30 protein-coding genes are annotated in these 20558 nt (G+C 36.4%); 21 read left to right on the plus strand and 9 right to left on the minus strand.

The window, feature by feature from the left end; all coding sequences use genetic code 11:
* Positions 1-42: 42 nt before the first annotated feature.
* The gene (locus AC0NJG_RS05505; RefSeq protein ID WP_140168628.1) at positions 43-579 is read left to right on the plus strand and encodes a DNA polymerase III subunit delta; all 537 of its coding nucleotides are present in this window, start codon (positions 43-45) and stop codon (positions 577-579) included.
* 39 nt (positions 580-618) lie between these two features.
* On the opposite strand, the gene AC0NJG_RS05510 is transcribed toward AC0NJG_RS05505, so the two are convergent.
* A complete protein-coding gene (locus AC0NJG_RS05510) occupies positions 619-1002 on the minus strand; it encodes a rhodanese-like domain-containing protein (RefSeq protein WP_000108655.1) in 384 nt (127 codons plus the stop codon).
* A gap of 170 nt (positions 1003-1172) precedes the next feature.
* On the opposite strand from AC0NJG_RS05510, the gene AC0NJG_RS05515 reads away from it, so the two are divergent.
* Entirely contained in the window at positions 1173-2009 is an 837-nt protein-coding gene (locus AC0NJG_RS05515; protein ID WP_087954316.1) for a lipoate--protein ligase family protein, read from the plus strand.
* Positions 2010-2037: 28 nt separating this feature from the next.
* Here AC0NJG_RS05515 and AC0NJG_RS05520 read toward each other — a convergent pair whose 3' ends face one another.
* From AC0NJG_RS05520 to AC0NJG_RS05530, 3 genes are all read right to left on the minus strand, one after another.
* Positions 2038-2886, minus strand: a complete 849-nt coding sequence (locus AC0NJG_RS05520) for a hypothetical protein (protein WP_048550780.1) — start codon at positions 2884-2886, stop codon at positions 2038-2040.
* 200 nt (positions 2887-3086) lie between these two features.
* Positions 3087-3758, minus strand: coding sequence for a DUF1129 domain-containing protein (locus AC0NJG_RS05525; protein ID WP_131100714.1), 672 nt, complete (start codon positions 3756-3758; stop codon positions 3087-3089).
* Entirely contained in the window at positions 3736-4080 is a 345-nt protein-coding gene (locus AC0NJG_RS05530) for a PadR family transcriptional regulator (RefSeq protein ID WP_087995615.1), read from the minus strand. The genes AC0NJG_RS05525 and AC0NJG_RS05530 overlap by 23 nt, the downstream gene beginning before the upstream one ends.
* A 156-nt stretch (positions 4081-4236) precedes the next feature.
* Here AC0NJG_RS05530 and splB point away from each other — a divergent pair, with 156 nt between their 5' ends.
* The 3 genes from splB to AC0NJG_RS05545 all read left to right on the plus strand — a co-directional run bounded on the left by splB (position 4237) and on the right by AC0NJG_RS05545 (position 6551).
* Complete coding sequence (gene splB / locus AC0NJG_RS05535; RefSeq protein ID WP_087954319.1) at positions 4237-5262, plus strand: spore photoproduct lyase; 1026 nt, start codon at positions 4237-4239, stop codon at positions 5260-5262.
* A gap of 144 nt (positions 5263-5406) precedes the next feature.
* The gene (gene mntR, locus AC0NJG_RS05540) at positions 5407-5835 is read left to right on the plus strand and encodes a transcriptional regulator MntR (protein ID WP_001143075.1); all 429 of its coding nucleotides are present in this window, start codon (positions 5407-5409) and stop codon (positions 5833-5835) included.
* 53 nt (positions 5836-5888) lie between these two features.
* Complete coding sequence (locus tag AC0NJG_RS05545; RefSeq protein WP_173601272.1) at positions 5889-6551, plus strand: HAD family hydrolase; 663 nt, start codon at positions 5889-5891, stop codon at positions 6549-6551.
* On the opposite strand, the gene AC0NJG_RS05550 is transcribed toward AC0NJG_RS05545, so the two are convergent.
* Together AC0NJG_RS05550 and AC0NJG_RS05555 are read right to left on the minus strand one after the other, a co-directional pair.
* Positions 6548-6949 (minus strand): SA1362 family protein, encoded by a 402-nt coding sequence (locus AC0NJG_RS05550; RefSeq protein WP_014893520.1) that lies wholly within the window; start codon positions 6947-6949, stop codon positions 6548-6550. The two genes, AC0NJG_RS05545 and AC0NJG_RS05550, sit on opposite strands and share 4 nt — an antisense overlap.
* A gap of 79 nt (positions 6950-7028) precedes the next feature.
* Positions 7029-7949 carry a DUF1385 domain-containing protein gene (locus tag AC0NJG_RS05555; protein ID WP_000807112.1) on the minus strand — a complete coding sequence of 307 codons (921 nt, stop codon included), beginning with the start codon at positions 7947-7949 and terminating at the stop codon, positions 7029-7031.
* A gap of 247 nt (positions 7950-8196) precedes the next feature.
* Here AC0NJG_RS05555 and AC0NJG_RS05560 point away from each other — a divergent pair, with 247 nt between their 5' ends.
* From AC0NJG_RS05560 to efp, 4 genes are read left to right on the plus strand one after another with little or no spacing between them, the layout of a single operon-like run.
* On the plus strand, positions 8197-8685 hold the full coding sequence (locus AC0NJG_RS05560; protein ID WP_140168625.1) for a YqhR family membrane protein: 489 nt from the start codon (positions 8197-8199) through the stop codon (positions 8683-8685).
* A gap of 52 nt (positions 8686-8737) precedes the next feature.
* A complete protein-coding gene (gene aroQ / locus AC0NJG_RS05565; RefSeq protein ID WP_000757082.1) occupies positions 8738-9178 on the plus strand; it encodes a type II 3-dehydroquinate dehydratase in 441 nt (146 codons plus the stop codon).
* A gap of 4 nt (positions 9179-9182) precedes the next feature.
* A complete protein-coding gene (gene pepQ / locus AC0NJG_RS05570) occupies positions 9183-10244 on the plus strand; it encodes a Xaa-Pro dipeptidase (protein ID WP_087954323.1) in 1062 nt (353 codons plus the stop codon).
* A 21-nt stretch (positions 10245-10265) separates the two neighbouring features.
* Positions 10266-10823 (plus strand): elongation factor P, encoded by a 558-nt coding sequence (gene efp, locus AC0NJG_RS05575; RefSeq protein WP_000626508.1) that lies wholly within the window; start codon positions 10266-10268, stop codon positions 10821-10823.
* A gap of 38 nt (positions 10824-10861) precedes the next feature.
* Here the strand turns inward: efp and AC0NJG_RS05580 are convergent, their stop codons facing one another.
* A complete protein-coding gene (locus tag AC0NJG_RS05580; RefSeq protein ID WP_087954324.1) occupies positions 10862-11164 on the minus strand; it encodes a hypothetical protein in 303 nt (100 codons plus the stop codon).
* Entirely contained in the window at positions 11145-11723 is a 579-nt protein-coding gene (locus AC0NJG_RS05585; RefSeq protein WP_087954325.1) for a GNAT family N-acetyltransferase, read from the minus strand. The genes AC0NJG_RS05580 and AC0NJG_RS05585 overlap by 20 nt, the downstream gene beginning before the upstream one ends.
* Before the next feature lie 188 nt (positions 11724-11911).
* On the opposite strand from AC0NJG_RS05585, the gene AC0NJG_RS05590 reads away from it, so the two are divergent.
* The 9 genes from AC0NJG_RS05590 to AC0NJG_RS05630 are packed head-to-tail and all read left to right on the plus strand — an operon-like array spanning position 11912 to position 17434.
* Positions 11912-12193, plus strand: a complete 282-nt coding sequence (locus tag AC0NJG_RS05590) for a YqhV family protein (RefSeq protein WP_000816054.1) — start codon at positions 11912-11914, stop codon at positions 12191-12193.
* Positions 12194-12221: 28 nt separating this feature from the next.
* Positions 12222-13148, plus strand: coding sequence for a stage III sporulation protein AA (gene spoIIIAA / locus AC0NJG_RS05595; protein ID WP_087954326.1), 927 nt, complete (start codon positions 12222-12224; stop codon positions 13146-13148).
* Positions 13142-13657, plus strand: coding sequence for a stage III sporulation protein SpoIIIAB (spoIIIAB, locus tag AC0NJG_RS05600; protein WP_000238697.1), 516 nt, complete (start codon positions 13142-13144; stop codon positions 13655-13657). Before spoIIIAA ends, spoIIIAB begins: the two co-directional genes overlap by 7 nt.
* Positions 13658-13671: 14 nt before the next feature.
* A complete protein-coding gene (spoIIIAC, locus tag AC0NJG_RS05605; RefSeq protein ID WP_000020914.1) occupies positions 13672-13875 on the plus strand; it encodes a stage III sporulation protein AC in 204 nt (67 codons plus the stop codon).
* A 23-nt stretch (positions 13876-13898) separates the two neighbouring features.
* A complete protein-coding gene (gene spoIIIAD / locus AC0NJG_RS05610; RefSeq protein WP_077317075.1) occupies positions 13899-14282 on the plus strand; it encodes a stage III sporulation protein AD in 384 nt (127 codons plus the stop codon).
* A gap of 10 nt (positions 14283-14292) precedes the next feature.
* The gene (gene spoIIIAE / locus AC0NJG_RS05615) at positions 14293-15465 is read left to right on the plus strand and encodes a stage III sporulation protein AE (RefSeq protein WP_000943695.1); all 1173 of its coding nucleotides are present in this window, start codon (positions 14293-14295) and stop codon (positions 15463-15465) included.
* A gap of 12 nt (positions 15466-15477) precedes the next feature.
* A complete protein-coding gene (gene spoIIIAF / locus AC0NJG_RS05620) occupies positions 15478-16110 on the plus strand; it encodes a stage III sporulation protein AF (RefSeq protein WP_001161052.1) in 633 nt (210 codons plus the stop codon).
* Positions 16100-16762, plus strand: a complete 663-nt coding sequence (gene spoIIIAG / locus AC0NJG_RS05625) for a stage III sporulation protein AG (protein WP_000368876.1) — start codon at positions 16100-16102, stop codon at positions 16760-16762. The genes spoIIIAF and spoIIIAG overlap by 11 nt, the downstream gene beginning before the upstream one ends.
* 15 nt (positions 16763-16777) lie before the next feature.
* Complete coding sequence (locus tag AC0NJG_RS05630; RefSeq protein WP_000914702.1) at positions 16778-17434, plus strand: SpoIIIAH-like family protein; 657 nt, start codon at positions 16778-16780, stop codon at positions 17432-17434.
* A gap of 124 nt (positions 17435-17558) precedes the next feature.
* On the opposite strand, the gene AC0NJG_RS05635 is transcribed toward AC0NJG_RS05630, so the two are convergent.
* Positions 17559-17753, minus strand: coding sequence for a hypothetical protein (locus tag AC0NJG_RS05635; protein ID WP_046957516.1), 195 nt, complete (start codon positions 17751-17753; stop codon positions 17559-17561).
* A 471-nt stretch (positions 17754-18224) separates the two neighbouring features.
* Here AC0NJG_RS05635 and accB point away from each other — a divergent pair, with 471 nt between their 5' ends.
* Genes accB through AC0NJG_RS05650 form a run of 3 tightly spaced genes read left to right on the plus strand, consistent with a single transcriptional unit; the run spans position 18225 to position 20497 of the window.
* Complete coding sequence (gene accB / locus AC0NJG_RS05640) at positions 18225-18713, plus strand: acetyl-CoA carboxylase biotin carboxyl carrier protein (RefSeq protein ID WP_000472870.1); 489 nt, start codon at positions 18225-18227, stop codon at positions 18711-18713.
* 16 nt (positions 18714-18729) lie between these two features.
* On the plus strand, positions 18730-20082 hold the full coding sequence (accC, locus tag AC0NJG_RS05645) for an acetyl-CoA carboxylase biotin carboxylase subunit (RefSeq protein ID WP_000592876.1): 1353 nt from the start codon (positions 18730-18732) through the stop codon (positions 20080-20082).
* 22 nt (positions 20083-20104) lie between these two features.
* Entirely contained in the window at positions 20105-20497 is a 393-nt protein-coding gene (locus AC0NJG_RS05650; protein ID WP_000807630.1) for an Asp23/Gls24 family envelope stress response protein, read from the plus strand.
* The last annotated feature ends 61 nt before the right edge of the window (positions 20498-20558 follow it).

The following is a 20558-nucleotide window of genomic DNA, read 5'->3' on the forward strand; positions in this document are numbered from 1 at the left end:
TGAAAGGGCGGAAACAAATTGAAAAAAGGAATCATTTGTTTCGTGTTTTCTAGTCTAGTGCTAAGTTCATGTTCGTTTCAGCAAACGATGCAAGAAGAAAAACAATTTGTGGGAACAACAGGGGGAGCTATGGATCGTGTTACGGATCCAATTCCGCTGAAGGAGCTTTCGAAATATTTTCCAGTGAAATTTAAAGTGCCGGCGTTTTTACCGTATGACATTACGAGTGATGTGAAGGGAGAAGTCAGAACGATTGGAAAAAAGAACGCTGTCTTAATGATCAAATATAAACAGCAGGATCCAAGTAGAAATGAGTATATTGAGTTAAATGTTGCGAACTTTCCTTATAGTTTTCCAGATCTTGTGGAAGAGAAACGATTTCAAGAACAAATGAAATTGAATAATGGAGCATTCGCTTATTTTAAAAATAAGGATGACTCCGAGCGAGGAGACGAATTTGCTGCGCTTATATGGAAAGAGAAAGGACTTGAATATCAGCTCCTGTATCGTAATGCACAAGAAAATGATAAAGATGTGATTAAGAAAAATTTATTATACATTGCAAATAATATGGAATGAAAAAACTAGCTGAATCATTCAGCTAGTTTTTGTATGTTATTATTTCTTTTTAATTTTTCCAGTCCACGTTTTAAATCCACCTTGTAATTGGTAGAAATCTTTGTAGCCTTGTTTCTTTAAGTATTGAGCTGCACGGCCAGTACGGAATCCACTTTGACAGTATAAGTAAACTGGTTGATCTTTACGAAGTTCTTTATGACGAAGGCGAATTTGTGATAACGGAATGTTACGTGCGCCTAAAATATGCCCTGCAGTATATTCGTCTGCTTCGCGAATATCGATAAGCTGTGCTTTACGGTAGCCAGCGCGAAACTCTTCTTCTGAAAGTGTTGTAATTAATTTTTTCTGATAGAAATACATCCATACAGTGTAACCGATGAACGCTACGATTACGGCTAATAAAATAATCCAAGTTGTTGACACGATTCTATCGCTCCCTTTTTTCTTATCCTACTTTCAATATTATAATGCCCGTATGTATTTATGCAACAGATTCATTTGTATATAAGAAGAAATTTCGTATTCTTTCACAAATTTTGTCGAATTTGGTAGACTAGAGAATGTGAAAAATAATTGGTTATATGAGGTGCAGGATGGGAAAAGAAAAATGGTGTTATATTAACTCTGGTCAATGTTCACCGGCATTTAATATGGCGTTAGATGAATGTTTATTAAATTGGCAAAGTGAAAAGAAAATGCCACCAACCATTCGTTTTTACGAATGGGAAGTACCAACATTAACAGTCGGGTATTTCCAGCGTGTTGAAAAAGATATTAATATGGATGTAGTTAACGAAAAGAAATATGGATTCGTTCGTCGTCAAACAGGTGGTAGGGGTGTACTACATGATAAAGAATTAACGTACAGTGTTATTGTGTCTGAAGATCATCCGAATATGCCAAAAACAGTTACAGAAGCGTATCGTGTTATTTCGCAAGGTTTATTAGATGGTTTTAAAGCATTAGGGTTAGAAGCGTATTATGCAGTTCCAAAAACAGAAGCAGATCGTGAAAATTTAAAAAATCCACGCTCAGGCGTATGTTTTGATGCGCCGTCTTGGTATGAAATTGTAGTAGAAGGAAGAAAAATCGCTGGTAGTGCGCAAACACGTCAAAAAGGTGTTATTTTACAGCACGGGTCGATTCCATTAGAAATAGATTTAGATGAGTTATATGATCTGTTTTTATTCCCGAATGAACGTGTGAAAGAACGTATGAAGAGTATGTTCTCATCTAAAGCGGTAGCAATTAACGAATTAACAGACCGTACGTTTACAATCGAGCAGTTAACTAAAGCGTTTGAGGTTGGGTTTGAAAAAGGATTAGATGTAGAGCTTGTTCCGTATGAATTAACAGAAGAACAATTACATGAAGTGCAAACATTAGCGAAAGAAAAGTATGAAAGTAAAGAATGGAATTATAAAAAATAAGAGGTGGCAATTGCCGCCTCTTATTTTTTTATAGTAAATTAAGTACTTTTTCTACTTTGATTCCTTTATCTTGTAAAGAACGAAGGCGATTTACAACGTCCATAATTTCTTTGTCAAATGTAACGCTAATACCTTGGCTTTGTAGTTCTTCTTTTAAGCCTTCAATAGAATCATCTATGTCGATGCCAAGCTCGTAATCTTGACAAACTTCAATTGTCTTTTTCACGAGTTTCACATAATTTTCTTGTAGTTTTGAATTTGTTTCAGTCAAAGCAGGTTGTTTCGGTTTTGCAGGCGCGACCGGTGCTGTCTCTTGCTTTGTAACTGGAGTTGGTACTTCTCGTTTCACAGGTGCTGGAGTAGATAATTCCACAGCTGCTTCTACACTTACTGGCTTCGGTGTCGGTGCCGGAGTAGGCTTAGGTGTTGGTGCTGTAACAGGTGTTTCCACACGTGTAATAGGCTTGGGAGCAGGTGTAACTGCTTTAGGAGCTTCTACAACTACTTCTTTTTTCGGAGTAGCTTCTACAACTGTTTCTTCTTGTTCAGCTGCCTCTTTATTTTCTTTACTCCACATAACGCGTTCTATTTCTAGAGAAACATTATTTTTGTTCATCGCTGTTAATGTAACTTTACCAACTTCAGCGTTTCCAGTGAAATCAACAATTTTATAAATAACACTCTTGTTCCAATCCACGTTTCCGCTCAAAAATAATTCTTCGTTACATTTCGGCGTTAAGCCCTCGATTTTAATTTCTGCGTTTACACCGTTTTCACTATATACCATAATTAGCGAAGCATTTACATCTTCGTCTGCTAACATTAGTTCACGTACCATTTTGCCGGTGCGTACTTGCGTTTTCTTCTTAACTGACATCTAATTTCTCCTCTCAAAAATTCAGTAATAATAAAAAAATCGTATAACGAAAAATAATTGCTCACGAAGATTTATGATACCGATAATAAAAGCATCACGTCAACAATTAACTTTAATTATTTTGCATTTTTCTTATTTTCTTTATGAAATTTTTCGATTTGTAAAATTAGACAGAAGAAAAACAGCCTTTTGAAGGGCTGCTAAAAATTTGATTTTTTGTATAGCAATTTATATAAAATGAAAAATAATATAGCAATTAAAGCATTTTGCCAAAAGGTTAGATGATAAATGAGATAAGGTTGTTTTTTAAAATAAATATTTAAGAATATAGCGGAACAAAACGGGATAGCAAATGCGAACCCAAATAGAATTCTTCTTTTCCAATTCATTTTCTGATCAAAGGAGTACCGCTTTAATAAATATAAAATAAATAGTATACCTAGTATAATTATTGAAACAGACAAAGTAGTTCCAAGGATACTAAAAGGTGGACTTATTATTTCGGTGTTCTTTTCAAAAAAGAAGATGAAAAGAGAAGCAATGGTGTCCATTCCAAACTGTATAGCGAGAAGTAAGCTAATAACAAAGCCGATTAAAGAAGTTTTTTCTAACATTGTTTGAACCGGCAAAGCCGATATGAGTTCATCACAATAAGATTGTAAGTCATCACCAAAAATGTCATAAGCATTTTTATTTTCTGTTTGTGCTTCGATGAGATGATCTAATATTTCTAGTAATAGTTCTTCTACTTGTTGCTCTGGCACGTTAGATAAACGAAGATAAACTAACATATCGCTATAAGCAACTTCATTTTCAGGTGTTAGAAGTTCGCGTTTTTTGTTGTTCAATTTAATCATGTCTTGTGCATTCATCCCCATCACTCCCCTGTAATAAATTGTTCACCGTTGTTGAAACCATTCCCCAGCTTTGTTTAAATTCTTCAAGCTGTTCTAACCCTTTATCCGTTACGTGATAATATTTTCTCTTTGGGCCAAGTGAGGAGGCTCTTAATGTTCCTTCAATCAATTTCTCTTTTTGCATACGTAACAATAACGGATATATGCTTCCTTCACTTACGAATGTAAATCCATGTTTATTTAATTTTGTACTCAGTTCATATCCGTACACTTCTTCTTGTGAAATGATGTATAGGATGCAACCTTCGAGCACACCTTTTAACATTTGGCTGTGCATGATTTCACCACCTTTTACTCAGGTAACTTGCTGTGCAAGGTAGCTGTTATCCGAATTATAACATTCAGTAACTTGCAACGCAAGTTACTGAAGTGGAAAACTTTAATGCGTGTTAATTTTTAAACGTTTCCCATAATAACGAGAGGAGGGAAGCATATGAAACCGTTTATGCCAAAACTTGTTTATTTTGAACCGAAGGCACTTGAATACCCACTTGGAAAAGAGCTGTATGAGAAGTTTACGAAGATGGGACTAGAGATTCGTGAAACGACATCCCATAATCAAATTAGAAATTTGCCGGGTGAAAATGATTTGCAAAAGTATCGTAATGCAAAATCAACGCTTGTCGTTGGGGTGAGGAAGACATTAAAGTTTGATACGTCAAAACCGTCAGCTGAATATGCGATTCCGCTTGCAACAGGATGTATGGGACATTGTCATTATTGTTATTTACAAACGACACTTGGGAGTAAGCCTTACGTTCGCGTGTATGTGAATCTTGAAGAAATATTTGAGAAAGCAAAGCAATATATGGATGAAAGAGCACCTGAAATAACAAGATTCGAAGCTGCTTGTACATCAGATATCGTTGGAATTGATCATTTAACACATGCATTAAAGCGGACGATAGAGTTTATTGGAGAAAGTGAATATGGGCGTTTACGTTTCGTTACGAAATATTCGCACGTTGATCATTTATTAGATGCAAAACATAACGGGAAAACTCGTTTTAGGTTTAGTATTAATTCACGGTATGTAATTAAAAATTTTGAGCCAGGGACATCACCACTTGAAGAAAGAATTGAAGCTGCTCGTAAAGTGGCAGGCGCGGGTTATCCACTTGGATTTATAGTTGCGCCGCTTTATATGCATGAAGGATGGGAAGAAGGATATCGTGAACTATTTGAGCGACTGTACAATGCACTACAAGATTTGTACATACCGAATTTAACATTTGAATTAATTCAACATCGCTTTACAAAACCAGCAAAAAAGGTCATTCAGGAGCGTTATCCGAGTACGAAGCTTGAAATGGATGAAGAGAAGCGTAAATATAAATGGGGACGATATGGCATCGGGAAATATGTATATAAAAAAGATGATGCGGAAGTATTGGAAGAAACGATAAGAGGTTATATATATGAGTTTTTTCCTGATGCAGAAATACAATACTTTACTTAGGAGGAGTCTGTATGCAAATACAGATTCTTTTTTGTTTTATATATTTAGGCTTGTTTTCAACTTGTCACGTTATTCTTTCTGGTGTATCATTTTATTGATTGCTTCGTACGGAATGAGCAAAATGAAATTGGATGGAGGAAACCGATGCCTACCCCTAGTATGGAAGATTATATTGAACAAATTTATTTGTTGATTGATGAAAAGGGTTATGCCCGCGTATCTGATATTGCTGAAGCGCTTAGTGTACATCCATCCTCTGTAACAAAAATGGTGCAAAAATTAGACAAAGATGAATATCTAATTTATGAAAAATATAGAGGGCTTGTATTAACATCAAAAGGTAAAAAAATTGGAGAACGTCTCGTATATCGTCATGAATTGTTAGAACAATTTATGCGTATTATCGGTGTGGATGAAAGTAAGATTTACAATGATGTAGAAGGAATTGAACATCATTTAAGCTGGGAAGCAATTGACCGCATTGGTGATTTAGTACAATACTTTGAACAAGATGAGATTCGAGTGGAAACACTTCGTGGCGTTCAAAAAGCAAATGAAGAGAAAAGTAATTAAGGGGAACGTAAGTCGTTTCCTTTTTTATTTCAATCGAAAAGGATGGGAGAATTATGAAAGCAATTATTTTTGATTTTGATGGATTAATTGTGGACACAGAAACAATATGGTTTCACTCTTTCAGAGACGCCGTTCGTGAGTACGGTGGGGAGTTACCTTTAGAAGAATTTGCAAAGTGTATTGGAACGACAGATGATGTATTGTATGCATATTTAAATGACCAATTAAAAGAGAAGTTTAACAAGCATGCAGTAAAAGAAAAAGTGAAAGCTTTACATAAAGAGAAAATGAAAATACCAGAAGCTCGTGACGGGGTAAAAGAATACTTACAAGAAGCGAAAGAAATGGGATTAAAAATCGCGTTAGCTTCTAGTTCATCTAGAGAATGGGTGATTCCTTTTTTGGAAGAGCTACAAATTCGAGATTATTTTGAAATCATTAAAACGAGAGAAGATGTTGAAAAGGTAAAACCAGATCCAGCACTTTATCGAATTGCGATAGAAGATTTAGGGATTAATCCGTCTGAAGCGGTTGTATTTGAAGACTCGTTAAACGGATTGAAAGCAGCGATTGCAGCAGGGTTAACGTGCGTCGTTGTACCTAATGATGTGACACGTAATTTACCATTTGCAAATCATCACCTTCGAATTGAAAGTATGAAAGATAAAAGTTTGAAAGAAGTACTGCAAAATATAAAGAAAGACCGTATTTCCTAAAAGGAAGCACGGTCTTTCTTTTTGTTTTTTTTACCTTCAATGACAGTTAAATGAGATTGTTTTCTTTTTCGCTTCAAAGTGGAAGGAGTACCTTTTTTCCCTTTGTCATTAGAAGCGTTTGATTTAAAGAAAGAATTGCTTAGGGGTGCTACATTTTGTTTCCCATGTTTGCGGCTCGATTGTTTTGCAGCACGCTTATATGAGCTTTGCGAATTTGCTGAACCGCTAGAGTTTGTAAACATTTTGTAGAGTAAATAAAAGATACCAACGACAGCCAACATGATACCAATATTTCTTAACACTCCCATTGGATCTGTAATGACAGATGAAACAAGGCCGAATATTGCTAATCCGATAATAAGCACAAATATAGCGAAAGTAAACGAACGACCGTTCATAAGGAACACCTCCTAAAAACATATATTAAAATTAGTATATTAACGATGAGGAAAGGAGTTGAACACCATTTTTAAATAATTATTGTTTGTTTTCTAAACGTAATAATTCTTCAAACGATGCAATGGCTACTTCCACTTGATCATCTGTTGGTTCTTTCGTTGTTAATAGTTGTAGCCATAATCCGGGATATCCAAGTATGCGTAATACTGGAATATCGCGTAATCGATTCGTAAATTGTAACACTTCAAAAGAAATGCCGAGAACGACTGGAATTAATAAAATTCGGTTTACCACTCTGGCCCAAAGTGGATCTGTAGGGACAAGGAAATAAACAAACATTCCAATAATGACTGTAAATATAATGAAGCTACTGCCACAACGATAATGAAGGCGAGTTTGTTTTTGAACATTTTCTACAGTCAATGAAAGATTATTCTCATAGGCATTAATTACTTTATGCTCCGCACCATGGTATTGAAATACCCGCTTAATGAGTGGCGTTAAAGAAATAAAGTATATATAGCTCAATAATAGCATGAGCTTAATGACACTTTCGACAATGATTTGCCCTGTATGAGATGGGAAAATCGGTCTCGTTAATTCAGCTAGTAATGCAGGAACTGCTGTAAAAATGACTTTACCGAATATGAAAGATAAAACGCCAACTGCTGCAACTCCTAATACCATCGTTAACTTCGATTGTTCTTCTTTTTTATTTGCAATTTGTTCGTCTTCTTCTGGGTGAACATCAAATCGTTCTGAAGCAAAGTTTAAATGTTTTGCTCCGTTCGCGCTTGCATCCACAATAGCGGCAATCCCTCGTAAAAATGGAATTTTTTTCAGGATAGATAATGCTTTATTACGAACGCGTGGTAATCGATAAAATTCAATCGATTTATCTTTACGACGAACCGCTGTAACAGTATATTCTCTACCGCCAAACATAACTCCTTCTATGACTGCTTGCCCGCCATATATTTGTTTTGACTCTTCTGCCATGTTATTAACACCAACCTGTATTTGTTTCTCTCTTATGTGGAAAAAGAGGCAATTGTCATACTGGGTTCTGTCATTTTGAAATAAGACAATCACCGAGTTTCCTTTATTTTATCGACAAATACAAGTATATGACAAGGAAAAATGTTACGAGAGTCGGACATTTCTTATTCTTTTTATAGACAAATTTCGCAGTATTTAAACATGGTTCAAAATAGTTTCGGGCATACTATTGAGTGGAGGTGTCGATGTGAGTCAAGAACAATTAGGAACAAGGAATTTTGTACAAATTGGTTTATTTGGTGGATTGTTTTGGGGAGGGATATGGTATTTCCTTCATATATTTTCATTTACAGAAGCGGGACCGAACTATTTATTATTACCATTTGCCTTTGGAAGCTGGAAAGAAGGGGTATGGGGCAATGTGTCAGGAATTGTTTGTATGGCACTACTTTCGATTTTAATTGCCTTTTTGTATAAAGCGTTTTTGGCAAAGTTTGAAGGAATTCTTCCAGGGATGATTTATGGTCTATTTTGGTGGGCGTTACTATTTTTCGGAGTGGGGTTAATAGCTCCTGCTATTAAAAGTGCACTCCATTTACCGAAAGAAACAATTGTGACGACAATATGCATCTTTATATTGTATGGTGTGTTTATAGCATACTCTGTTTCCTACGCAGTAAATACGAATAAAGTTGAGCGAGAAGGGGAAGAGAAGACAAACTATTCAAATAAGTAACTCCTATGTTAAAATGTTATATAGATATTTAATATTAAGGAGTTTTAAGCATATGAAAAAGGTACTCCTCGTAAACGGTCCTAACCTAAATCGCCTCGGTGTCAGGGAGGTAAATGTATATGGAAAGGGCACGCTAGCGACACTTGAAGCAGATATGAAGCAAGAAGCAGAAGCAATGGGAGTGGAGTTAGAATGTTTCCAATCGAATCATGAAGGTGCGATTATCGATCGTATTCATGAGGCAGAAGATATATATGAAGGGATCATTTTAAATCCTGGAGCATTTACGCATTATAGCTATGCGATTCGAGATGCAATTGCGAGCATTTCGATTCCTGTTATTGAAGTACATATTTCTAACATTCACCAGCGTGAGTCGTTCCGTCACGAATCTGTGACGGCAGCTGTTTGTGCGGGACAAATTGTTGGATTTGGTTTTTATGGCTATAAGTTAGCGTTATTTGCATTAATGGAGAAATTGAGGGAGGCATAAAGTAATGGAGAAAATCGAAAGATTAAGAAGTGCATTTGATGAGGCTGGTATTGACGGTATTTTGTTAACAAATGAACATAGTCGTAGATATATGGCTAACTTCACAGGAACAGCTGGTGTTGTACTCATTTCGAAAAACCGCGCTCAATTTATTACAGATTTCCGTTACGTAGAGCAAGCTACTAAACAAGCGGTTGGATACGAGATTGTACAGCATGCAGGACTAATCATTGATGAAGTTGCAAAGCAAGTGAAAGAATTAGGAATTCAAAAGCTTGGCTTTGAGCAAGATACTCTTACATATAGTTCTTATTCAGCGCATAAAGAAGCAATCGATGCTGAATTTATCCCAACTTCTGGGCTTGTAGAAAAGTTACGCTTGATAAAGACTGATTCAGAGATTAAGATATTAAAGGAAGCTGCACAGATTGCAGATGCTGCCTTTGAACATATTCTATCATTCATTCGCCCGGGAGTATCTGAAATTGAAGTGTCAAATGAACTTGAATTTTTCATGAGAAAACAAGGAGCAACATCTTCTTCGTTTGATATTATCGTTGCTTCAGGTCTTCGTTCGGCATTACCGCACGGCGTGGCATCTGAAAAAGTGATAGAAACAGGAGATTTCGTTACATTAGACTTCGGCGCTTATTACAAAGGATATTGCTCTGATATTACTCGTACGATAGCAGTTGGTGAACCATCTGATAAATTGAAAGAAATTTATAATATCGTTTTAGAAGCACAATTACGTGGTGTGAACGGTATTAAAGCTGGTTTAACTGGTCGTGAAGCGGATGCGTTAACGCGCGATTACATAACGGAAAAAGGATACGGTGAATACTTCGGACATTCTACTGGTCATGGAATCGGTCTTGAAATCCATGAAGCACCAGGTTTAGCATTCCGTTCTGATACAGTACTTGAATCAGGTATGGCTGTAACAGTAGAACCAGGTATTTATATTCCAGGTATTGGCGGCGTACGTATTGAAGATGATATCATTGTAACAAGTGAAGGTAATGAAGTAATTACGAAATCACCAAAAGAACTTATTATTTTGTAACATACAGGAGGATTTTTTTACATGATTTCAGTAAACGATTTTCGTACAGGTTTAACAATTGCAGTGGATAATGGCCTTTGGCAAGTACTTGATTTCCAACACGTAAAGCCAGGTAAAGGTGCTGCATTCGTTCGTTCTAAACTACGTAACCTTCGCACAGGTTCTGTTCAAGAGAAAACATTCCGTGCAGGTGAGAAAGTAGAAAAAGCACACATCGAAAACCGTCGTATGCAATATTTATACGCAAGCGGTGAGGCTCACGTATTTATGGATAACGGAACTTATGAGCAAATCGAACTTGGTGAAAAACAAATCGAGCGCGAGCTTAAATTCCTAAAAGAAAACATGGAAGTATCTATTATGACTTACCAAGGCGAAGTACTTGGTGTTGAACTTCCAAACACAGTTGAATTACAAGTTACAGAAACAGAGCCAGGTATTAAAGGTGATACTGCTTCTAACGTAACAAAACCAGCTACATTAGAAACTGGCCTTGTTGTACAAGTACCAATCTTCATTAACGAAGGCGAAACACTTATCATCAACACTGGTGAAGGTAAATACGTTTCTCGTGCATAGTAGAAAAGCACTCGTGATAATCACGAGTGCTTTTTTATTTATAGGAAATAGGGCAGATAATAAATAGTGGTTATTATAAAACTGAAAGCTGTAAGACTAGCAGCACCTGTTGTGTAAGGACCCCATGTCATTTGAAAAGGTTTTACCGTACCTGTTTTATATATAGTGTGATCGATGTTGTTATTTTGATTTATATTTAAAGCAATGAGCCAAATTGCCCCGAATATCGCTAAACTACCAAAGAAAAAGGCCTCCATAAATGACCAGCCGACCAATAATGAAAAAAGATAAATAAGAGCTAATTCTACTACAACGGTTACACTAATTTTCAATGCCTTCATATTTTTCCTCCTCATTTTGTAATTCCAACCAGTTTAAAAATTTTTCGCGTGACACGACGTGCAGAGAGCAAGGTGACCTTACTTCTTTCTCTAGTGCAGCGTGTTCGTCTGGAAACTTGTTTTCCACATGCAATGAAATATAAGGTAGTTTTTCTTGTGCTTTTATAGAGCGAATATTATTCGTTTTAGCACCAGCAAATACGTAGGAAAGTTGTAAGTCTAAAAAGGCGATTTTCAAGATTTCTTTTTTTGCAGCCTGATTATATCCTTTTCCCCAGTACGGATAGCCGAGCCAACTACCAATGTGAGATTGTTTCTTTTCATAATTAATATGTTTAAGTGTGGTGAGACCAATTATTTCATTTTCTTCATTTACAACTATTCTTGATAAAGATCTCTTTTGGCGTTCTTCTTCTATTGTGAAAAGAAGAAATGCTTTCGTGTCTTCGATTGTTTCTACTTTTATTCCTAATGCGTTTTTTATATGTGGATCACTTGATAGCTTGAAAATCGCATTTGCATAGCGTAAATCTAGTGGTACTAAAGTAACTTGCTGCATCGTCTATTCCCCTTTTAAATTAAATATACCATAATACATAATCAGAAATAAGAATATTCAGATTAAAGGAAGACGGTAGATAAAAATTATGTTTTTAATTCTGAAATAGACAACCTCTGCATATGGTTGTACAAATATATTCTTTTTTAGCACACGCACTAGTAACCGTTATGGGAGAAGGTGGGAGAATGAAACAGTGGCTAGCGGCAATGGAAACATCTGTGCTTGTAATGGGGCTGCTTCGGTTGTTTTCAGGTAGCGCGGAAATATTCGCCGCTTTGCTTATGCTTTATGTGAATGATGCGAAGAAAGCATTGTTTATAAATGGTATGTTGGCGTTTGTTGGACCGACCGTATTAATTTTAACAATGACAATAGGCATAGCGAGTGTGGCAAGTGAGATCTCTTTCTTGAAACTCTTTTTTCTAGCGCTTGGAATTGGCTGCATTTTTATCGCGTTGTTGAAATAAGTAAGTCGAGTATAGTGGGGCGAAGCTGATGAAAGAAGTATTAGAAGTTTTACCAAAAACGATGAAGCAGTTAGTGGGAAATTGTAAGCAGTACGATGCTCTAGAGGAAATCCGTGTTCGAATTGGAAGACCGCTAGAGTGTATTGCTCATGGTGAAGTGTTTTTTTATGACTATATCGTTACAGCAGAGGATGCTCTTTACTTATTGAATAAGTTAAGTCACTTCTCAATTTATACGATGGAAGAAGAATTAAAGCGTGGGTATGTAACACTTCGAGGTGGGCATAGAATTGGCTTAGCAGGAAAAGTCATTACAGAAAAAAGCACAGTGAAAATGATTCGAGATGTCTCTTCTTTTAATATTCGTATTGCTCGTCAAAAAATAGGAATTGCTGAACCGCTTTTGCCCTATTTGTATGAATCACGATGGTTAAACACGATGGTAATTGGCCCGCCACAAACGGGGAAAACAACACTTTTAAGAGATGTAGCACGTTGCATGAGTCAAGGTGTAAGTGCTTCGAAAATACCTTCGTGTAAAGTGGGGATCGTTGATGAACGGTCAGAAATTGCTGGCTGCGTGAAAGGTATCCCACAATATGACTTTGGCACACGAGTAGATGTGTTAGACGCATGTCCAAAAGCTGAAGGAATGATGATGATGATTCGTTCTATGAGCCCGGATATATTAATTGTGGATGAAATTGGTCGTAAAGAAGATAGTGAGGCAATTATGGAGGCAGTACATGCAGGAGTTCAGCTTTTTATAAGTGCACATGGATTTTCTTATGATGATGTTGTGAAACGCCCATCATTAAAGGCAGTGCTAGAGCTCGGCATTTTTGATAGGTTTGTAGAATTGTCAAAAGCAAGAGGGCCAGGAACAGTTATGCAAGTGAAAGATAAGAATGGAAAATCGGTATTACCTCATAGAAAGGCTGAGGGCGTATGGTAAAAATATTTGGTGCAGTGTTAATCGTTGCGGTCAGCACCTTCTTCGGGTTTTCATACGCTAAAAGATACAGTGAGAGGCCAAGGCAACTTAGATTATTAAAAGCGGCACTTCAATCATTAGAGGCAGAAATTATGTATGGGCATACACCTTTGTCTGAAGCCGCTGAGCGATTAGTAAAACAAATGCCGAAGCCGTTAAATTGGATATTTCAAAGTTTCGCTAGCAGGCTAGAAAGCGGAGAACAAACAGTAAGAGAAGCTTGGATAGATAGTTTGAAAGAAAATTGGAAGCTAACAGCATTTCAACAAACGGAGTATGAGATTTTGCAGCAATTTGGTGAAACGCTTGGACAACATGATCGTGAATCACAGCAAAAACATATTCGCTTATGTATTACACATTTAGAGAGAGAAGAAGAAGAAGCGAAAGCATTACAACTGCAATATGAAAAGATGATTAAGAGCTTAGGAGTACTAGCGGGGCTACTTATCGTAATTTTACTGCTATAGGAGGGAGAAAGACGATGTCCATTGATGTTGGATTAATATTTCAAATCGCCGGAATCGGCATTGTTTTAGCTTTCATTCATACTGTACTAAAAGAATTAAAGCGTGAGGATATTGCAAATTGGGTTATCCTTGTCGGTTTTGTCGTTATTTTATTTCATGTCGCATTTTTAATTAATACGCTATTCGACAAGATTAAAAGTGTCTTTCTCTTCCAGTAAAGGGGGCGGTTCGAATCGAAATTATACAAATTGTCGGATTAGGCCTCGTTGCTACGTTTTTAGCAGCTGTATTGAATCAGCATAAATCCAGCATTACGTCATTATTTATTGTGTTCGTAGGTAGCGTAATGTTCCTTCTTTTAATCGATCAAATTCACGCTATTTTACAAATGATTGAGAGAGTAGCGAGTGAAGCGAAAGTTAGCAACGTATATGTAGAAACGTTGCTAAAAATTATTGGGATTGCTTATATTGCTGAGTTTGGAGCGCAAATTACAAAGGATGCAGGGCAGGGGGCAATCGCTTCGAAAATTGAATTGGCTGGAAAGATTTTAATTCTCGTTATGGCGATCCCTATTTTGACAGTTGTAATTGAAACTATTCTCGGATTTTTACCGACGGGATAAGGGGGAGTGAATGTTGAGGGGGTTTGGAGCTAAGCTGCTATTTGCTTGCTTCCTTTTCTTTTCTTTACCGGTTGTTGTACAAGCTTCTCCTGTAGAAACAAACGTCGTTGATCAACAATTGGATAAGCTCGGAATTGAAGATGTGAAGCAATTTTGGGACGGGCTTGTTACAAAATATGGAGGTTACTTACCAGAGAGTCAAAAAGGTAGCTTTATGGAGTTTGTAAAGGGAGAAAAAGAAATTTCTATAAAAGAGTGGATGTTAGGTTTATTAAAGTACTTATTTCACGAGCTTGTTGCAAATGGGAAACTACTTGGAACGCTCATTATGCTCACAATTTTTAGTGCATTATTGCAATCACTGCAATCGGCATTTTCAAAGAGTAGTGTAAGTAAAATTGCTGATGCAGTTGTATATATGGTACTGATTATTTTCGCTTTAAATAGCTTTTATGTCGTCATGACATATGCAAGAGAAACGATACAAACAATGGTAGATTTCATATTAGCGTTATTGCCTATCTTGCTAGCACTCATAGCGACAGGCGGTGGTGTTGTATCCGTATCGTTTTTTCATCCGATTATCATCTTCTTAATGAATACGAGTGGGCTTCTGATGAATTATATCGTTCTACCACTTTTATTACTTGCAACGATATTAAGTATTGTAAGTACGATGAGTGACCAATATAAAGTTACGAAATTGTCCAAGCTTCTCCAAAACGTTAGCGTCGGGATTATCGGTATCTTTTTAACGATTTTTTTAGGCGTATTATCTGTACAAGGAACAGCGACAGCTGTTGCTGATGGAATCGCTGTGAAAACAGCTAAATTTGTAACAGGGAACTTTATTCCCGTGGTAGGAAGGATGTTTACCGAGGCAGCGGATACAGTTATTAGTGCGTCGGGATTATTAAAAAACACAGTCGGAATTATCGGGCTCGTCATTCTATGCTTAATTGTCGCTTTTCCAGCGATTCAAATTTTTTGCATCGCATTTATTTATAAGTTCGCAGCAGCAGTATTGCAACCAGTTGGCGGCGGAGCAATTATTCAATGTTTAGATATCATTGGACGGAGCATTATTTATGTATTTGCTTGCTTAGCTATCGTATCGTTTATGTTCTTTTTAAGTATCACAATTATTATTGCTGCGGGGAACATTACACTTATGATGCGGTAGGAGGTGAAGGGTATGCAATTTGTTACAGAGTGGATTCGAAATATTATCGTTTTTTTACTCTTAGCTACAATGCTTCATCTTATTCTTCCAAATTCTAATTTGCAAAAGTACGTTAAATTCGTTGTAAGTCTATTATTAGTTGTTTTAATTTTAACGCCGCTTTTTAAACTATTGCAAACAGATGTAAATGAAGTAATCGCAAATTTTAATGAAGAGAAGTACGTAGCAGAAGGATCTGTAAAAAATTCAATAGATTCGAAGAAAAAAGAAATACAAGCTCTAACACGTGCATATAGTTTAGAAGAGATGGCTACCAAAATGAAAAAAGAAGTAGGAAAAGAGTTTGAGAAACAGTATGGTATGTCAGTCTCTGAAATACAAATAGTCGCGGCGGAAAGCACAGCGGAAGTAAAGTCAGCGAAAGATATTCAATCTGTTGTTGTGACGTTAAAAGAAAAGGAACGTAGTAAAAATGATGCAATCGAAACAGTAAAACCAGTTGAAATTAACACGAAAGAACCACCGAAAAAAGTAGAGGAAACGAATGTAGAAATGAAAGACTTCTTTTCAAGCAGGTGGCAACTAGAGAATAAACAAATCCAAGTTCAAATGGAAGGGAGGACAGGTAGAGTAAATGGACAATAAAGATAAAAATTCGAAGTTCTCATTTTTTCGAAACTTATTGAATGGAGATGAAAAAGAAAGTAATGAGAAGGGAAAAAAGGTAACACCTAAGTTCTTACTTGTCCTACTCATACTTGGAATGTTGCTTATGTTTTCTAGTAGTTTTTTTTCAAGTAAAAAAGAAGAAGTACCTGTATTTAAAGAACAAAAAACGCAAAACCAAGAAAAAGATGTACCAACTTTTGGACAAAAAAATAATGATAATATGTCAAATGTAGAAAAATATGAAAAAGCGTATGAACAAGAATTAAAAGCAGCCTTAGAAGAAATAGCAGGAGTAAAAGATGTAACGATTAATGTGAATTTAGATTCATCAGAGGAAAAAATATTAGAAAAAAATACAGTGAAACGTTCACAAACAACAGGTGAAACAGATAAAACAGGCGGCAAGAGGGAAGTAGAAGACGAGTCTCTTGATGAAAAGACAGTCATTATACGTGAAGGGGATAAAGAAACTCCCGTTGTTTTACGAACAGAGAAACCGAAAGTGCGAGGTGTTCTTGTCGTAGCAAAGGGAGTGGATAATATACAAGTTAAAGCGATGGTAAAAGAAGCTGTAATACGGCTGCTAGATGTGCCAGCCCATCGCGTTTCAGTTTCACCGAAAAATTGATAGGGAGGAAATAAAGTGTTAAAAAAACAAACGGTTTGGCTATTAACGATGTTAAGTTTAGTTGTTGTACTATCTGTGTATTACGTAACAACTCCAGACAAAATGAATACAGCATCGCCGGCAACAGGTGAAAAGATTGGACAAGAAAAACAAGGTACTGATAAAGCAGTAACAAACGAAGCGCCTAAAGAAACGCCTAAAAAAGAAAATACAAACAAGGAAACATCAAATAAAGAAACAAACAAAGAAACAGATAAAAAAGAGAGTGCTACAAAAGAAACAAGTAAAAAAGAAGCTAACGTAACAGTTCAATCAAGTGATGAAAATTTTACAGCATTACGTATGCAAATGGAAGATCAGCGAAGTGAACAAAAAGCAAGATTACAAGAAGTGATGAATTCAGCAAAATCTTCAGCAACAGAAAAGAGTAAAGCAAAAGATAATTTTGATGCAATTACGACAATGGAAACGAAACAAGAATTACTTGAGACAGTAATTAAATCTCAAGGTGGATATAAAGATGCTCTTGTAAGAGCTGATGGAACTGACATTAAAGTAACTGTAAAAGCAGCAAAGCATTCACAAAAAGAAGCGAATAAGATTATACAACTTGTAAGAAGTGAAGGCGGATCAAAAGATGTAGGTGTAAAATTTGATCCACCAACAAAATAAAAACTAATAATCCGCGGGGAAATCCCTCGCGGATTATTAGTTTTTAAGAATCGGATTGTTTGAAAATAGTTAGATAAAGTAGAACTTTAATCAGTGGAGTGAAAATAATAACAGAAAAAAGCTATCATTTTCGATAGCTTTTTTCTGTTTCGTCTTTGTAATTGTTTTTATTATGTTCAACTCGGAACGGAGAAATACGTTGTGAGTAAAAGATTAGTGGTTCATGGTAGCGATGATTACTTTTTCCGGATTTGACGTGGATGAAGAGAACGAATGCCCAGACCATTACGGCAGGTAAGAAGAGAATGAGCCATATCATATGTCCACACCTCGATACAATATATTTTCTACACTTTGAACATACTATTCTTATATGAAGGAATGATGAACGACGTGTAAACAAAAAAATAATATTTGGTAAAAATACGTTATTGACTGTAGATGTGGCGAAGAGTAGAGCGGGAGTGGGGTGTTTACTATGTACAGTTTTGAATAAGTAGTGGATGTTTTTTAGGAAGTGGTCTTGCCAATTTCATGTGAAACTTGGTATTATTACTAGGTATTAAATTTTTGTTGGGATAACATTTGTACAGGAATTTCGATTTATTATAAAGAAATATAAATTGGAATGTTTAAAAAATTTATCGTAAGATGGAAATAGTAACTATTTCTATTAGTAAATGAAATACATTTTCTAATAGAGTACATCGTATTTTTACAGTCAATCTAGTTTTTAGTGACGAGAAATCTGTAAAAACGGGACAAACAAGAGTATGGGAGTGGATTTTACATGTTTAAAATTCAAGAAGTTCGTGAATTAATTAAATTAATTGATAGCTCTAATATTGATGAATTTGAATACAAAAAAGATGGTACGACAATCAAAATGAAAAAGCGTGGTAATGAAGTTGTTGCGGTGCAAGCACCTGTAGCAAAACAAGCCGTGCAACCAGTAGCACCTGTTGAAGTTGAAACAACAGTAGCGGCAGCGCAAGTGGAAGTGCCAAAACAAGAAGAGAAAAAAGCTGTTCAGAATGAAAACCTACATAAAATTACATCACCAATGGTAGGTACATTCTATTCTTCTTCTTCTCCTGATACGCCTCCATATGTAAGTGTAGGGGATAGAGTATCGAAAGATTCTATCGTATGTATCGTCGAGGCTATGAAGTTATTTAACGAAATCGATGCAGATGTAGATGGAGAAATTGTTGAAATTCTTGTTAATAACGGACAGCTTGTTGAGTATGGACAACCGCTATTTCTTGTAAAAGCGTAATAAGGGAGTCTTTGTGATGATAAAAAAAGTATTAATAGCCAATCGTGGGGAAATTGCTGTACGAATTATTCGTGCTTGTAAAGAAATGGATATTGAAACAGTCGCAATTTATTCAGAAGCAGATAAAGAGTCACTTCACGTACAAATTGCTGATGAGGCGTACTGTGTAGGACCAACGATTTCGAAAGAAAGCTATTTAAATTTGACGAACATTATTAGTGTTGCGAAGTTAACAGGCTGCGATGCGATCCATCCAGGATACGGATTTTTAGCAGAGAATGCAGATTTTGCAGAGCTATGCCGTGAATGTAACTTAATTTTTATCGGTCCAAGTCCAGAAGCTATTTCAAAGATGGGCACAAAAGACGTTGCTCGTGATACAATGAAAGAAGCAGGGGTTCCGATTGTACCAGGTTCACAAGGAATTATTAAAAATACCGAAGAAGCGATCGAACTTGCGAATCAAATTGGATATCCTGTTATTATTAAAGCGACTGCAGGTGGCGGCGGAAAAGGTATTCGTGTTGCGCGCCATGAAGAAGAGCTTGTAAAAGGAATTCAAATTACACAGCAAGAAGCTAGTACCGCTTTTGGGAACCCTGGTGTATACTTAGAAAAGTACGTTGAAGATTTCCGCCATGTTGAGATTCAAATAATGGCAGATACACACGGAAATGCCATTCATTTAGGAGAGCGTGATTGTACAATTCAGCGCCGCTTGCAAAAACTACTAGAAGAAAGTCCATCACCAGCACTTGATGAAAATGTGCGTAAGCAGATGGGTGAGGCGGCAGTTAAAGCGGCGGTAGCGGTTGATTATACAGGTGCTGGTACGGTTGAGTTTATTTATGAATATAAAACGAAAAGCTTTTATTTCATGGAGATGAATACGAGAATCCAAGTTGAGCATCCAGTTACTGAAATGGTAACAGGGGTGGACTTAATTAAAGAACAAATTCTTGTTGCTTCTGGAGAAAAGTTATCGTTACAGCAAGAAGAAGTACAATTTAATGGTTGGGCAATTGAATGCCGAATTAATGCGGAAAACCCTGCCAAAAAATTTATGCCATCTCCAGGTAAAGTAGAAATGTACTTACCACCAGGCGGATTTGGTATTCGCGTCGATTCAGCTGTATATCCGGGATATTCAATCCCACCTTTCTATGATTCGATGGTTGCTAAATTAATTGTTCACGGAAAAACACGTGAAGAGGCAATTGCAAAAATGAAGCGTGCACTCAGTGAGTTTGTCGTTGAAGGCGTACATACAACAATCCCGTTCCATTTGCAATTGTTAGATCATCCTGATTTTGTAAAAGGTGAGTTTAATACGAAATTTTTGGAAGAGCATGAACTTGTGACGCAGTGATACATTAAAGGAGGTTTTTTTCATGGCTGAACATATGTTAGATATGGGTCAAGATACAACTCTTGGTAAAGTAGAAATTGCACCAGAAGTAATTGAAGTAATCGCAGGTATTGCAGCTGCTGAGGTAGAAGGCGTAGCGGCAATGCGTGGTAATTTTGCTACAGATGTTGTTGAGAAGTTAGGTAAGAAAAATCATGGTAAAGGTGTAAAGGTTGAATTAGCAAACGAAGATATTATCGTTGACCTTTATGTTGTGATGTATTTTGGCGTAGCAATTCCAGTTGTTGCACAAAAGATTCAAGACAACATCCGCCAAGCACTCTTTACAATGACAGGGCTTGAGCCAAAAGAAGTGAATGTTCACATCGTTGGCGTAACATTCGAAACACAAAAAACAGAAATCGAACCAGTGTAAGAATGAAAAAGGTGCCTAGTAACATAGGCATCTTTTTTATCGTTTCGTTTCTTCACAAATT

The sequence above is a fragment of the Bacillus sp. SSR7 genome, assembly GCF_055902415.1.